The following is a 15,955-nucleotide window of genomic DNA, read 5'->3' on the forward strand; positions in this document are numbered from 1 at the left end:
GGGTGTCGCTCGCGGCCTGGGCGACTGCCTTGAGGGCCGATGCCAGGACCCAGGGGCCGTACAGGGGCCGGGACGGCGCGGGCGTGTCCAGGCCGGCGGTGTCCGCGGGCCGATTCGGTGTCCCATGGGCTGTCATTCACGGCACGGCGCCAGCAGTCGGTATCGGCCTGGCAACGAAGGCTGCGCGGATGCTGTACGTCTGGTGTGCACGCGGGGGGCAAGGGAATGGCCCTACGGAGGCACGCTGCGCTCCCTTGGGCTAGCCCACGGTTCGGTTGGCCAAGTTGCCGGGCAGTCGGCAGGGTTGGCCCCGGTGGTGCCATCGACCTTCACCTCACCACCCTGGCGGCCCAGGAACTCGGTCTGAAAAGGTCGACCGGCCGCCTTCTCCCGGGACGCCGGTGCCGCGGTCATCGCAACCCTGCGCAAGGACGCGCCCCGGTGCCGCCCTCTACGGTGACGGGCGTCTTGGGCTGTGGACAAGGAGTGACTAATGATCGTGCTGCCCGAAAACGTCCAACTTCCTGACCGTGACACGGTCCTCGGCCAGGCGATCCCCTTCGATCTTGCGCGCTGGACCTCCCAGCTCCCGGACTCGACCTGGTGGCCCGCGGCGCTCGGCACGTGCCCGCACGCGGGCGGTTGGCCCCGAGTGGACCGGCGGACCGTGTTCGGTATCGGCTGTCGGGCCGATACCGCAGATGGCCGACGTCACCTGCTCGTCGCTGCGCTGGTCTGGGGGAACGGCACCAAGGTGCGGTCGGTCCGGTGCAGCGCACGTGTCTTCCGGAACTCCACCTGCGCGGACCTTGACGCCCGACTCCGTGAGGCACTCGACGTACTTCGGGAACGAGGTGCCGTCGCCGCGTATCGCGCCTTCAACAACGACCAGCACATCCCCTACCTGGGCCCGGCGTTCTTCACGAAAGTGCTCTACTTCGCCGGGCACGACAGACCCGGGGCACACCATCGTCCGGTCATCCTGGACAGCGTCGTATCACGGGCGCTCAGGGCCACGGCTGCAGTGGACGCTGACTGGCCGGACAACGGCTGGACCACTGAACAGTACGGACGCTACGTGGTCATGGTGCACGAGTATGCGCGGGTCCGAGGCGTTCTCCCGGACTAGGTCGAGGAAGCCGTGTTCTCCCACGGAAAGCAGCTTTGAGGGCTCGTCCCTGTACCAGATACGGCACCACGCTCACGTGCAGTATGAAGGCGGAGTCGGCTTGGGCTCCCTTGTCTTCCTGGTGACCGAAGTGGGGATGCCGTTGTACGCCTGTGACCCCACACGGAAGAAGGCCTCCACCCTGCGGTGGGGGCCTTCGACCTCTTGGAAACGTTCACCCTAACGGTGGGGTGGGCTGCTCAGGTGTAGTAGCCGCTGCAGTCGACGACGAAGTCTGCTGTGCCGTCGCTGTTGTTGTAGATGCTGATCTGGCCGTTGCTGTCGGTGGGGGTGAGGGTGAGGTTGGCGAGGGTGTCGCCGGTGCCCCAGTTGACGTTGCTGGTGACGGGTTTGCCCACGCTGGTGGGGTAGGCGGTGGCGTAGCCGCTGGCTGTGGGGTTGGTGACGGTGAGCATGGCGGCGAGTGTGGGTGTGGTGGCCGTGGTGACCTGCTGGGTGGTGCTGGTGGTGAGGGTGTAGGTGCCGTTGGCGGCGACGGGGCTGGAGCTTCCGCCGATGCCGCTGCGGGTGTCGACCAGGCGGGTGGGGTTGAGGGTGTGGAACTTCTGCCCCGTTGTGCTGGTGGTGTAGTAGCCGGAGATGTCGGCCAACACTGCGGTGGCGTTGCCGTGGACGGAGATGGTGATGGTTCCGGAGGTGCCGATGGGCACGTCCCCTGACAGCGACGCGATGGCGTTGCCGCTGTGGAAGGTGAGGCTGGTGTCGGCGGTGGGGGCGTATCCGGTGGCGTAGGCCTGGAGGTAGCCGGTGCCGGCGGCGTTGGCGGCGGCGAGGTTGACGGCGACGGCGGTGGCGTTGCTCGGTACGCCGTTCTGGCCGGTGATCTGCAGGGTGAAGTTGGTGCCGACGGCGACGGTGCCGGTGCTGGTCAGGCTGGTGTGGGCGACGCTGGAACGGGTGTCCAGGGCGCGGACCGCGCTGGAGAGCGGGGTGTAGGTCTGGTCGCCGGTGAGGGTGGCGTCGCTGGTGAAGTAGCCGGTGACGTCCACGATCAGGGCGGCGGTGCCGCTGGTGCTGTCGATGTGCGTGTAGAGGTCGATCTTGCCGTCGTTGCCGACCGGGACGATCTGGTAGCCGGTCGCGGTGGTGGAGGCGGCGAAGTTGGTGGATGAGGTCTTGGGGCGCTGGGTGCCGTCGGCGTAGGTGGTGACGTAGCCGCTGTCGGTCTGTGCGGTGGCGGTGACGTCGACGGCGACGGCGGTGACGGTGCTGGGGATGGTGGTGGGTGCGCCGCTGACCGGTGTGGTGACGGTGTCGCCCGCGATCTTCAGGTGGGTGACGGAGTCGGAGGTGACGGTGCTGGCGCCCGCGGTGATGCCTGACGTGTAGGTCAGGCCGCTGCTGCTGCGGGTGTCGAGGATGCGGGTCGGGGTGACGGCTTGGTGGTAGCCGGCCGGGGTGTAGGGCTGGGCGGGGGGTACGACGGTGCCGGTCCAGGTGCGGACGCGGGCGAGTTCGCCGGTGAAGTAGTCGGCGCGGGCGCTGGTGTGCCAGTCGTTGCCGAGCTGGAAGGTGCCGCTTGCTCCGGTGCTGGGGGCGGTGTGGTTGCCGGTGGTGACGAAGACGTCGTCGACGTAGAGGTTCATGACGCCGGTGGTCTTGTTGTAGGTGGCGGTCAGGTGGGCCCAGGTGCCGAGGTGGACGGTGCCGCCGGTGATGGTGTCGAAGTCCCAGGCGGTGCCGGCGCCGGTGTTGAGGCTGAACTGCCAGCCGCTGGAGGTGGGGATCAGCAGGATGCCGGAGTCGGCGCTGCCGTTCTGGGAGAGGACGGCGCCGCCGTATGCGGTGGGGTCGGCCCAGAGGGACACGGTGAAGGACTTGGTCAGGTCCAGGGCCTTGCTGCCCTGCAGGTAGTCGTGGTCGCTGGCATCGAGAGCGATGTCGGGGTCGAAGAGTCCGCCCTCGGGTGCGGTGACGCCGCTGGTGCCGGTGAGGGTGATGGGAGTGGTGGCGGCGTCGTCGGCGGTGAGGGCGGTGGTGTCGTAGTCGTTGAGCGGCCAGTCGTGGGTGTCGGTGCTAAGGGCCTGCCCGGTGGGGGTGGTGAAGGTGGCGGTGGTGCCGGAGAGGGTCATCTCATGGGCGGTTGCGGTGCCGGTGCTGCTGACGGTCCACAGGTCGGGTGTGTTGTCGTTGTTGATGTCGGAGGCCTGGAGGGTGGGCTGGCTGACGGAGTCCCAGCCACTGGTGGCCGCCTCGACGGAGGTGAGGGTGGTGTCGCTGGCGCCGTTGGTCAGAGCGTCAGTCTCCAGGATTTGCAGGTTGGCGGGGCTGAGGTACCACAGCTGGCCGTGGGAGGGGTCGCTGGTATCGGTGCTGGTGTCCCGTGCGAAGAGTGCTGGCAGGCCGTTCACGAGGGTGCTGGTGATGGTCCAGCCGGTCCAGTCGCTCGTGCAGCTGGTGTTGGTGCTGGTGTTCTGTGCGAGGCAGTAGGGGTTGTAGCTGGCCAGTTGGGCGAATTGGCTGGTGTTGTCGGTCTTGACGTAACTTCCTCTTGTGGCAAAGGACGGTTCGTCGTACAGGGACCCCTTGAGGACCAGCAGAAGGTCCGGATAGGCGTACGTATCGCCGCTGGCGGTCGCGTAAAGGGATCCGCCGTTGGCGATGGACGTGGCCGGCGTGACGGTGTTGGTGGTGGTTCCGTCGTCGTTGAAGGTCGTGTCGGTGAAGGCGAATGTCGAGGTGGCGTCGCTCACCGGTGTTGCGTCGACGGGTTGGAGGTCGGTGCCGTCGCCCTGACCCGGGAGTATCTCCGCGCTGACGGCTCCGGTGGCGGTGTCGTAGCCGTAGTCCAGGACGTCGTTGAAGCCGGCTCCGGTGAAGAAGTGACCCGTGATGGTCTGTGTGCCGGTGAAGGAGGTGGCGTTCTGGGTGGTGGAGACGCCGTTGCCGTCGATGCCGATGTTCCGGGCGACGGCGTTGACCTTGCCGCTGCCGGTGCCGGTGGCCTGCCAGAGCCCGGCGGGCAGGGAGTTCTTGCCGCCGACGGTCAGCAGGTCGGCGTTGCCGTCGCCGGTGAGGTCGTCGCTGGTGGCTGTGGCGGGAGCGGCGGCGATGAACCGGTAGTCGTAGGTGTCGCCGATGTTCCCGCTGCTGGCGACGGCGGTGACGGTCAGAACGTTGGTCTGGGTGGTCGGCTTGAGCGAGATGGTGGCGGTGTAGGGGCTGGCGGTGGCGGCGGGGACGCTGATCGGGTTGCCGCCGTTGAGCTGGTAGCGGTAACTGCCGGGCGCCGTAGTCGTGTTGGTGTCCGTGAGGGTGAAGCTCGCGGCCGTGCCCACCGTGCACAGGCTGTCGCCGGAGGGGCTGTCCGTGAGCTCGGGGCACTGGCTGGTGGTGGAGGTGACGGGGCTGACGGTGGGGGCGCCGGGTGCGGTGGGGTCGTAGTAGAAGTGGCAGGTCTTCGACTGGCTGCTCGTCAGATCCTGGTCGGTGACGGTCAGATACCAGGCGAACTCGGTTTTCGTGGTGAGCGCCTGGAAGGGGCCGGAGCTGCTGGTGTGGGAGTAGAGGGTGCTGGCGGTGGTGCCGCTGGTGGCGTTGATCGCCCGGGTGTAGGTCGTGCCGCTCGACATGTTCTTCAGGGTGAAGTTCGCGGTGAGCGGGCTGGTGGTGCCGTCCGGGTCGGACACGCCGGCCCGCAGGGTCACGTCGCCCAGGCCCAGCGAGGTGGGCGTGGCGGCGGTGCAGCTGGTGGCCGGGCTGGTGGTCAGCGAGGTCGGGGTGTTGGGGGTGTGGTCGTAGGTGGTGGTGATGGTGGCCTGCTTGCTGAACTGCTTCCAGGCCAGGTCGTTGCCCTCGTCGGCGGCGCGTAGGCCGAAGGTGGCCTTGGACCACTTGTCCTTGGCAGCCGTCTTCATCAACGAGGTGATGTCGAAGGTGACGTCCGCGGGGCCGCAGGAGGTGGACCAGCCGTGGGCGACGGTCTGGGTGTCCAGCTTGCTGAACCAGAACTTCTTGTCCGGGTCACCGGAGCTGTGCGTGTTGTTCCAGGTAGTGCTGGAGGAGATGGAGCCCGTGTGCCACAGGTCAACTTCCTCCTTGGTGCAGGAGGCCGACCAGTTCTCGTAGAAGGAGATGTTGGAAGAGATCACGTCCTGCGCGCCCCAGATACCGCTGTGGATGCTTGTCTGGTAAAAGGCACGGTTCGTGGAGACGTCGGAAGTCCAGTCGGTGTAACCGACGTGCAGGGGTCCTGGAGTGGACGAGGCGGGCTTCCAGAACGCAGTATCGGGCCACTCGTTGTCGACGAACGCCCACGCCTGGACGGTGTCGGTCTGACCAGAGGCGGTGAAGGAGGGGTCGATGTAGACGGGATAGACGGTGTGCTTACCCCTCAGCAGGGTGCGCGCGGGGGACAGGCTGATGTGTCCCCGCCGGTAAGCGGCCTTCAGACTCGCCTTCCGGGCGGCGTCGCCCGGCGCGGCGATGCTGGATGCGAGGGGGACGCCGCTGTGCTTGTCCACGGTCTGACCGGTGTGCGGGTCGGTCGTCTTCGGTGTGCTGGCCGCGGGGCGGCTGGAGTCCCACATGGTCGGGGCAGTGGCGGAGAACAGGGTGTGCCCGTTGCGGTCCTTGGCGGTGATGTCCCCCGCCTTGTCGCTGGCCAGGCTCACCCCAGTGGCCTTGGTGGACAGGGCCAGGTCGGTGAGCGCCGGGTTGGCGGCGGCTGCGGCGTTCTTGACGACCAGGACTTCGCTGAACCCGCCGGTGTCCTGTGCGGTGACAGCGAGGTCCACGCCGGGAAGTACGGAGTGGTAGGTCGCGGTGGCGCCGGACAGGGTAGGGGTGCGCAGAGCGAACGCCGGGGGGAGCGACACGGCCAGTGAGCCGCTGCCAGCCCGCATGCTCGCCAGCGGGGCGTTCGTGCTGCCGTCGGAGAGGATCAGGGAACTGGTGGACACCTTGGGGGAGATCGTGCCGTCCGCGTGACGTGCGAGCGTCGGGTCCAGGCGCTGCCATCTGCCGTGCACCAGTTTGCGTACCGGGGCGAGCGTCTGTCTGAGGGTCAGCGTGCCGTTGGGGTTCGCAGTGAGGGTGGAGGAGTCCGTCGTGGCGGCCGTCGCCTGGACGGGCTTGCCGGTGGTCCGGGCCTTCGCCAGGGCCTGTGCCTCACTCAGCCCAGGAGAAACACCTGCTGAGGCGCGGGCGGCCGTGCCGGCGTGAGATGTCGAGGTGGCCGCTTGGGCGAGACCGGGCAGTCCCACGGTGCCGGAGAGAGCGAGAGTGGTGGCACCGACGACCAGTCGGCGCGCCCACGATCGTGGCAGAGAAGTCCGCGAAGTCTTTTGCACTTTCTTTCCCCCAAATATTCATGCTGATGGAAAATTCCCGCACGTTGCCCCTGTTCGCCGCCGGGCGGCCCCATGTGAAAGTCAATGTGCGGTAAATTATTCTTGATGAACCTTCGGTAATTCGCAGCGGTAGCTCGCCCGCCGCGGAGGGCTGAGGAATCGGAATTCGGGGTGGCCAGGGCCGCGCCACCGTACGAGGCGTGAGCCGCTTGACGTGAGCTTATGTGACCCAGATCACGTCATGTTCATGTCGTCGATGCCCGATTCTGCTGAATTTTGTCAGCCTTCTTCTGTTCGATTTTTTCCAAATCCTTATTCTTCGGCATTGAACCTTCATGTATTTCTTTCCGTCTGACGAGCAATCACCGAAACGGCAACAGGTCTGGGTGGATGTTCGGTATTTCGGCATGTCGTCATGACGAGGGGGAAGCCGTGTCCGGCAGACGCACGCGCGGATTCAGCGGAGCAGCACGGACGCGGCACCGCCGTACCGTCGGGAGGCTGCTGGCGGGGTGGGCCGCGGTACTGGCCTGGTCCCTGTGCCTGAGCCTCTCCTTCGGATCGACAGCGACCGCGCTGACCCTCTCCGGCACGACGGCCACCCCGACGAACGCGAAGCCGAAGGCGGATCTCGGCCGTTCGGTCACGGGTCTGAAGCCCGTCCCGCATAAGCACGTGCGAGTGTCCGGTGCCACCCGGCACACGGCCGTGCCGACCCACACAGCGTGGCCGGCCGCCAAGACCGGAACCCTCAAGCTCACCGCGCCGAAGCATGCGGCGGCCGCGGGCTCCAGGGCCGTGGCGGCGGGAACACCGGTGTGGGCGCAGGCCGTAGCTCCCCGCAAGGGCACCTACACCGGCCCGACGGCGCTGGGTGTCTCGGTCCAGTCGCGGTCACTGTCCGCACGGCTAGGTGTATCCGGCCCGGTCTGGTCCCTCGCCACGCACCAGAGCGCAGGGACTGCTGCGTCCGATTCGGGCCGGGTGAAAGTGGGCCTGGACTATGGAGCGTTCCGCGAGGCCGTCGGCGGCAATTACGCCTCCCGGCTGCGCTTGGTCGAACTGCCCGCCTGCGCATTGACGACGCCTCAGCTTGCCAAGTGCCGCAAGCAGACGGCCCTCACGTCCACCAACAACCCCAAGACCACGGCCGTCTCCGCGCAAATCACCCTCGGTGGCACGGGCGCGGTGAAGACCGCCGCCGACACGGCCACCCGCCGCGCTGCCACCGCATCGGCGGATGCTGCTGTCTACGCCGGTTCGGCCTCCGGGTCGGCAACGGCGCAGACGGCTTCTACCTCCGGGGCTGCCACCGTGATCGCGGCCACCGACTCGACCGGCCAGGAGGGCGGAGCCGGCGGGAACTACGCCTCCACGCTGTCGTCCGCGGGTTCCTGGGGTCAGTCGGGCTCCTCGGGTGACTTCACCTACACCTACAAGGTGGAGTCGCCGGCCGCTTCGACGTCACTGGCGCCGGACGCGTCGCTGTCCTACGACTCCGGCAGCGTCGACGGGAAGACCGCCAACACCCAGGCCCAGTCCTCCTGGGTGGGCGACGGCTGGACGACCCAGGACTCCTTCGTCGCGCAGGAGTTCACCCCCTGCTCCGATTCCCCGGAGGGCAGTGCCGGCTCGGTGACGACCACCGACGAGTGCTACGACGGCCCGATCCTGACCATGTCGTTGAACGGGTCCTCGGTTTCGATCGTCTACGACAAGGACACGTCCACCTACAAGCTGTCCGATGACGACGGCGCGACGGTCACCAAGGTGACCGGCTCGTCGAACGGGTCGGGTACCTATGACACGTCGTACTGGGTCATCACCGAGCGGGACGGCAGCAAGTTCTACTTCGGTCGCAATGAGCTGCCGGGCTGGGCGTCAGGAAACGACACGACGAACTCGGTGGACTCCGAGCGTGTGTACGCCGCGCACTCCGGGGACCCCTGCTACAACTCGACGGCCACCAGCAGCTACTGCACCATGGCCTACAAGTGGCACCTGGACTACGTCACCACCGCCACCGGTGACGCGATGGCGTACTACTACAAGCAGGACACCAACTACTACGGTGCCTACAGCGGAGCCTCCGAGGTCAAGTACGTCCGCGACTCCTACCTCGCGCACGTCGACTACGGCTTCACCACCGCCACCGGCCCCTACGGCACCGTCCCCGACAAGATCGTCTACGGCACGTCGGGGCGCTGCACCTCCACCAGCAGCAACTGCGGCAGCGCGGAGACCTCCTCCAACGCCTCCTACTACCCCGACGTCCCCTACGACCTCGTATGCGCCTCGGGGGCCACCTGCAGCGCGTACGGGCCGTCGTTCTTCTCCACGGTCCGGTTGACCTCGATCACCACCCAGCAGTACTCGGTGTCCTCCAGCGCCTACGTGACGGTCGACTCCTACGTGCTGACCCAGACCGAGCCGTCAACGGGCGACGCGACCAGCGCGACGCTGTGGCTGTCCACCGTCCAGCGCACCGGCTCGGACACCACCGCGGGCGGCTCGACCTCCTCGATCACCATGCCGGCGGTGAAGTTCACCGGCTCGGCACTGGAGAACCGGGTGAGCACCGCCACCTACCCGGGCCTGTTCCGCTACCGCATCACGGCGATCACCAACGAACTGGGCGGCGTCACAGGCGTCTCCTACACCCTGCCCACCGCCTGCTCCACCTCCGCCACCCCGTCCTCGAACACCGCGTCCTGCTTCCCGGAGTACTGGACGCCCAGCGGCTACATCAGCCCGATGCTGGACTGGTTCAACAAGTACGCGGTCCAGGAGGTCCTGGAGACCGACACCTACGGCGGCTCGGCGACCAAGGAGACCGACTACGCCTACAGCGGTGCGGCCTGGCACTACGACGACGACGAGACCACCAAGGCCAAGTACCGCACCTACGGGCAGTGGCGCGGCTACCAGCAGGTGACCACCACCACCGGCAACGGCTCCGGCGACGCCAAGACCAAGCAGGTCGACTCCTACTACCAGGGCATGGACGGCGACCGCCTCTCGTCCACCTCGACCCGCAACATCTCCCTCACCGACTCCCAGGGCGGCACCCACACCGACGCCCCCCAACTCGGGGGCAACCTCCTGGAGTCCACCTCCTACCTCGGCAACGGCGGCGGTGTCGACCACTCCACCATCACCTCGTACTGGGTCTCCGCGGCCACCGCGACCCGCACCCGTTCGGGCCTGCCGGACCTGACCGCCAACGCGACCGGCACCGCAGAGGTGTGGACACGGCAGCGGCTGACCGACGGCGGCACCACCAGCTGGCGCTACAACGAGACCGACACCACCTACGACGCCACCCGCAGCGACGACGACTTCGGCCTGCCGACCTACACATACGCGCACACCGTGCCGGCCGACACCGCCTACGACCGCTGCACCGCCACCACCTATGCCCCGGCCAACACCAGCGCCAATCTCGTAGGGCTGGTCTCTGGCACCGAAGAGGACTCGGTGGCCTGCTCCGGCTTCACCGAGGGCACGGTGGCCTCCGTCCCCAGCGGCCTGAACACCCTTAGCGCCCCCGCCACCGTCAGCCGCCCCGACCAAGTCGTCTCCGCCACCCGGACATTCTACGACGACACCACCTTCTCCGCCGCTTTCCCGCAGACCACCGCCCCGACCATGGGGCTGGTCACGATGACCCGCAAGGCCACCGACTACGGATCGGGCGCCTTCACCTGGCGGACCACCTCGCAGAACACCTATGACACCACCTACCACCGCCTGTCCGGTACCACCACCGGCAACGGCAACACCACCACGACCACCTACACGGTCAACTCCGCCTACCTGACCACCGGACAGAGCGTCGCCCAGCCCACCGTGAGCGGGGTCGCCCACACCAGCAGCGTGACACTCGACCCGGAACGCGGGCTTACCCTCACCTCGACCGACGCCAACCACGTGGTGACCACCTTCCAGTACGACGCCCTGGGCCGGACCACATCGGTCTGGAAGAACTCCCGCGCCACCACTGCGCTAGCCAACTTCACCTACGCTTACACGCTGTCCAACAGCTCCATCTCGGGTGTGGTGACCAACACCCTCAACGACAACAGCGGCTACCTCACCTCGGCCAGCATCGTCGACTCTCTCGGCCGCACCCGCCAGACCCAGACATACACCCCGCAGGGTGGCCGTCTCATCGACGACACCCTGTACGACTCACGCGGCTGGACGGCGAAGAAGAACACCGGCTACTGGGACTCCACCACCACCCCGACAGTCGCGCTGGACTCCGTGGCTGACAATCAGGTCGCCGACCAGGACGTTTACACCTACGACGGTCTCGGCCGGCAGATCTACGACCTCTCCGAGAAGAACGGCTCGACCGTCTCGACCACCACCACGGTCTACAACGGCGACGCCACTACGGTCATCCCGCCCGCAGGCGGTGTCACCAAGACGACCCGCACCGACGCCGTCGGCCGCACCAGCGAACTCGACGAATACACCACCGCACCAACCCTGACCACGCCGCTGAACACCGCCACCGGCATCTTCTACCTCACCGGCGGCACCACCAGCTCCACCAAGTACGGCTACGACGGGCACAACCAGCAGTCCACCACCACCGATGCCAAGTCCGACGTGTGGACGAACACGTACGACCTGGCCGGAGAGGTGATCACCAAGACCGACCCCACGGCCGGTACGACCTCCGCCATGACATACGACGCGGACGGCAACCTGCTGCAGGCCAAGGACGCCCGCGGCCAGTACGTCTCCTACACCTATGACGCCCTCGACCGAAAAACAGGCCAGTACGCCTCAGCCACCACCGGTCAGGTCACCTACGCCTCCACCAGCTCGCCCGGCAACCAGACCGCCGCCTGGGTATACGACAACGCCAACACCGCTGTCCCCGGCATGACCTACCCGGTCGGGCACGTCACCACCGCTACCTCCTACAGCGGCGGTTACGCCTACGCCCAGCAGGCCGTGAACTTCAACGTCTTCGGCGAATCCCTCGGCGAACAGACCATCATTCCCTCCGCCGCACAAGGCACCGTACTTGGCAAGACGTGGAAGATCTCGCACACCTACTCCAGCGTCCTTGGTCTGCTGGACAGCGACGGCTACAGCCTCGGCGGTGGCCTGCCGGCGGAGACCGTCGGCTACGCCTACAACAACAACGACGAGCTGTCAGGCATCGCCACCACCTCTTACGGCTACCTGCAAAGCGTCAGCTACAACGCCTACAACCAGGTCGCCCAGGTTCAGCTCGGTTCCTCTACCTCTTACGCCACCGTCACCGACAGCTATGACGCGCACACCGGGAACCTCACCGACCAGCTCGTCACCCGCTCCACCACCACCCCGGCCAGCGTGGACGAGACCGCGTACACCTACGACCTCGCCGGCAACATCACCCACCAGACCGAGACACGCTCCGGCTCCAGCACCACGGCCGAAACCCAGTGCTACACCTACGACGCCCTCGACCGCCTCACCGCGGCCTGGACCGCCACCGACACCTGCGCGGCCACCCCCACCAGCAGTAACCACAGTACCGTCGGCGACGGCATCACCGGCGGAACGTACTGGACCAGCTGGCACTACGACGCCATCGGCAACCGCGACACCCAGACCCAGCACACTGTGTCCGGCACCGCCAGCGACACCGTCACCACCAGTGGCTGGTCCAGCAGCCAGCCCAATACTCTGACCAGCACGACCACCACCGGCGGTTCCACCGGGTCCACCAGCTACAGCTACGACAGCGCCGGCAACACCAAAATTCGCAGCACCAGTACAGGCGACCAGACCCTCGTCTGGAACAACGCTGAACAGCTGACCAGCGTCTCCAACAGCACCACCGGCACCACCACCAGCTACATCTACGACGCCAATGGCAACCTGCTCCTGCAGATCGACCCCAGCACCACCACCCTGTACCTCGGCAGCGAGCAGATCACCCTCAACGACTCCACCGGCACTGCCACCGGCGTGCGCTACTACACCGCCCCCGGCGGCGCCACCATCGTCCGCACCGGCACCGGAACCAACTACGGCTTCGAACTCGCCGCCGACCAGCACGGCACCAACAGCCTCTACCTGGATAACACGGCCCAGACCCCTACGTGGCGTCAGTTCGACCCCTACGGCAACCCCCGGGGTAACACGACTACTTGGGCTGACAATCGCACCTTCATCAACAAGACCACAGACAGCACCACCGGCCTCACCGACATCGGCGCCCGCGAATACGACCCCACCCTCGGCCGCTTCATCAGCCTCGACCCCCTCTTCCAGAAAGAAGTATCACAATCCCTCAATGGTTACAGCTATGGTGCTGGTAACCCGATCTCCTTCTCAGACCCCACCGGAAAAGGCCTCGCCTGCGGCCCCGGCTTCGACGTGGGCTGCGGTAACGGCGTCGTCACCCATGGCGATGGCAGTCTGTCTAAGAATGGCAATCCGACCGGCGGGGGAGTAGCGCCGGGCTATGCCGGTACCGCCTCCACGAGCAGCGCCGGGACTGTCACAAAGCTCAACGATCCGAAGCTTCCCACAGCATATTTGTCCGAAGCTGGCGCCGTCGCCGCCGCTGCCTCGCTATACAAGGACGCAATGAAGGCGGCTGCAGAATATCTCGCAAAAAATAGTTGGGCGTATACCAGATTTGGGCTGATCCTCTCCCGGGTTTATGTGAGAACCGCGGATGGAATTGTTCCGCGAATCATCGGGTTCGTAAGCAAGGGTGGTTTGGATAAGAAGCTGCTGGATACGCTTACGGAGATGGAGGTGACGGTTTATAAGGCCGATCCGAAATCTGGAAAGGGGCACGCCGAAGATGCTGCAAGCGACTTCAGGGCGGATGCCACTAGGCAGGTCGAGGAATTGGGTGGTGAGATTGAGGAAGTTGACGCCTATTACTCGACTAACCGAACTTGTTCCGAACACTGCGGTAAAGAGGGGACCAAGTACATAGGGAAGCCTGGCGTCGAGCTTCAGAAAGACGACTATGGATATGTCGGAGATAAGGTGATCAATGAGGAGGAGATGGACGGCTATAGGAATGCGTACGGAAGTGGGCGAGCCATCGATCTCATGGTGCAGGTGCTGGAGGCTGGATTCGGCACTGATGTCGCGGGAATGGAGGAAGGTGAAGAGGAATGAACTCGCTTTCATGTCTGCCGTCCGGCCCAGAAACCCAATGTCCATGTCAGGAGAAGTGTGAGGCTTGACTCTGGCACAGAAAGGCTAGATCATGAGCGCCATGACTGAAGACGGAATCGTTACTGCCGTGCGTGCAGCGGTAACATCGAAAAAGAATCCCGTGCCAGCGTCGCCAGATGCGGTGGCTGGAGCGGAGGAAGTATTCGGCTACCCCCTGCCGCCGTTGCTGCGGCGTCTTTATCTGGAGGTCGCCAATGGAGGTTTTGGTCCACGATCGGGAATTCTGGGAGTCCCTGGGGGGGAATGGCGTGGAAACTGGGCAGATATCGTGGATGTCTATCAGGCATTTTCGTCCGCTCCTGATAACCCGGTTCCAGACGGATTGATTTGGTTGTTCGACTGGGGGGACGCGATCTGGTCCCTGGTCGACTGTCGTGACCCGGAAGGGCCGATGTGGGGATGGGACCCTCATGACGGTCTCGATGGGGCACTTTTCCCGATGGGGCAGAATTTTGCAGAATGGCTCACCGATGCACTCGCTGGAAAGGAGAATATTCCTGAAAGATAGGATCGAGTTGTGGAGATCAGGTCAAACTCGCAATGTTCGCACATTGGTGATGTTCTCGAACTATGCGGATTGCTCCAGTGTGACAATGTCGCCAGGGATATCGCCTGCGGATGTGCTGTGAGTGCAGTAGGGCGCAGGGGTGAGGCACCGTCCCCCCTTCACCGGTGACCTGGGTGCTGGCCTTTGCGAAAACGACCCGAACAGCTACTGATTCCCAATGTGCTTGTCAACGCCTGGCTCGTAACTGGCAGTAGCTGCCTCAGCCGAGGATGACAGTGCGGGGCGGCGGGCTGCTTTCGAAGGGGCGACCGTCGCGGAGGAGTGCCCACAGGACGTTCAGGCGGCGGCGTGCGAGGGCGATGACGGCCTGCTTATGGGTTTTCTTCTCGGCCCTCTTGCGTTCGTAGAACACTTTGGAGACGGGGCAGGACCGGGCGGCGACCTGGGCGGACATGTAGAAGACCCGCAGCAGGCGGCGGCAGTAGCGACGTGGTCGGCGCATATTGCCGCAGATCCGTCCGGAGTCCTTCGGGACGGGTGCCAGGTCGGCGACACCGGCGAGGCGGTCGACAGTGCCGAATACGCTCATGTCGCCGCCGGTGTGGGCTATGAACTCGGCGCCCAGGACAGGGCCGATGCCGGGCATGCTCAGGATGACCTCGGCGTGCGGGTGTTCGCGAAACCGACTCTCGATCAGGGCATCGGTTTCGGTGATCTCCTCATCGAGAGCCATCACCTCCCTCGCCAGCCTGGCCACGGCGGCGGCGGCCAGCTTCTCCCCGGGAACGACGGTGTGCTGGGCCTCGGCGGCCTCGATGGCGGTGGCTGCGACGAGTCTGTAGTTGCGGACTTTGCGGTTCTTCAACCAGCCGGCCAGGCGGTTCCTGCCGGTCCGACGCAGTTCGGCCGGCGTCTGGTAGCCGGTCAGCAGGACCAACGACGCCTTCGAAGTGCTGTAGTCGAAGGCTCGCTCCAGGGCCGGGAAGTATCCCAGCAGCTGGGCCCGCATCCGGTTGATCGTCCTCGTGCGGTCTGCGGCCAGGTCCAGACGGCGAGACGTGAGGATGCGCAGGTCGACGGCGATGTCGTCGCCGTGGTGTATCGCCTGGATGTCGCGGCGCATGCGGGCTTGGTCCGCGATGATGAAGGCGTCCTTCGCGTCGCTCTTCCCGTCGCCCCGGTAGGAGCCAGAGGCATGGTGGACGGTGCGGCCGGGGATATAGAGGACCCTCTGCCCGTTGTCCGTCAGCAACGCGATCATCAGCGCGGCCCCGCCGGCATTGAGATCGATCGCCCAGGTCACCGGCTCTTCTTCGCTCAGCGAGAGCACATCCGCGATCAGCTCCAGCAACACCGTCTCGTCGTTCGCCACCCGACGCGACAGCCTGCGTTTCCCCTCGGCATCGATCACCCCGCAGTGATGTTCGGCCTTGCCCGCATCCGTACCGGCCCACAGTTCAGGCACGGCCACCTCCGGAGTCGTTCCTGTTCGAATCCCGACAGACGACCTCGCCAGCGTGTCCTTACCAAGCGATCCTGCCGCGCGTATCCCAATCAGTGGCCGAGTCGTCGCGGGGCACCGGGCGGCCAATCAGTAGAAGCCACTCCTACGGCATGAGCTTGACAGCCACACCCAGTGCCCCCGGGCCTCCCGATCCTACGAGGGGAGTGTAAATCTAACGGCGGATCCGACGATCATGGGAGAGACGTCAAGTGACTGATACCGCCGTGGAGTTGGAGACTGTGGAGCCTGTCGAG

Annotated in this window: 5 protein-coding genes; 3 read left to right on the forward strand and 2 right to left on the reverse strand. The window is 65.8% G+C overall.

Annotation, left to right across the window (positions count from 1 at the left end; all coding sequences use genetic code 11):
* Positions 1-493: 493 nt before the first annotated feature.
* Positions 494-1,129 carry an 8-oxoguanine DNA glycosylase OGG fold protein gene (locus ACWC09_RS50425; RefSeq protein WP_450858799.1) on the forward strand — a complete coding sequence of 212 codons (636 nt, stop codon included), beginning with the start codon at positions 494-496 and terminating at the stop codon, positions 1,127-1,129.
* Positions 1,130-1,368: 239 nt separating this feature from the next.
* Here the strand turns inward: ACWC09_RS50425 and ACWC09_RS50430 are convergent, their stop codons facing one another.
* Positions 1,369-6,480: a LamG-like jellyroll fold domain-containing protein gene (locus ACWC09_RS50430; RefSeq protein ID WP_450858801.1), complete on the reverse strand. Its 5,112-nt coding sequence runs from the start codon at positions 6,478-6,480 to the stop codon at positions 1,369-1,371.
* 432 nt (positions 6,481-6,912) lie between these two features.
* On the opposite strand from ACWC09_RS50430, the gene ACWC09_RS50435 reads away from it, so the two are divergent.
* Both ACWC09_RS50435 and ACWC09_RS50440 read left to right on the forward strand, forming a co-directional pair.
* Complete coding sequence (locus ACWC09_RS50435; RefSeq protein ID WP_450858803.1) at positions 6,913-13,629, forward strand: RHS repeat-associated core domain-containing protein; 6,717 nt, start codon at positions 6,913-6,915, stop codon at positions 13,627-13,629.
* Positions 13,630-13,729: 100 nt separating this feature from the next.
* Positions 13,730-14,197: an SMI1/KNR4 family protein gene (locus ACWC09_RS50440; RefSeq protein WP_450858805.1), complete on the forward strand. Its 468-nt coding sequence runs from the start codon at positions 13,730-13,732 to the stop codon at positions 14,195-14,197.
* A gap of 259 nt (positions 14,198-14,456) precedes the next feature.
* On the opposite strand, the gene ACWC09_RS50445 is transcribed toward ACWC09_RS50440, so the two are convergent.
* Positions 14,457-15,662 carry an IS110 family transposase gene (locus ACWC09_RS50445; RefSeq protein ID WP_450858807.1) on the reverse strand — a complete coding sequence of 402 codons (1,206 nt, stop codon included), beginning with the start codon at positions 15,660-15,662 and terminating at the stop codon, positions 14,457-14,459.
* Between the last annotated feature and the right edge of the window lie 293 nt (positions 15,663-15,955).

Source organism: Streptomyces sp. NPDC001617 (assembly GCF_053596855.1).

Excerpts from the sequence above, each read along its gene's own strand:
- ACWC09_RS50425 (WP_450858799.1), top strand. The coding sequence starts at position 494 with ATGATCGTGCTGCCCGAAAACGTCCAACTTCCTGACCGTGACACGGTC.
- ACWC09_RS50440 (WP_450858805.1), top strand. The coding sequence starts at position 13,730 with ATGACTGAAGACGGAATCGTTACTGCCGTGCGTGCAGCGGTAACATCG.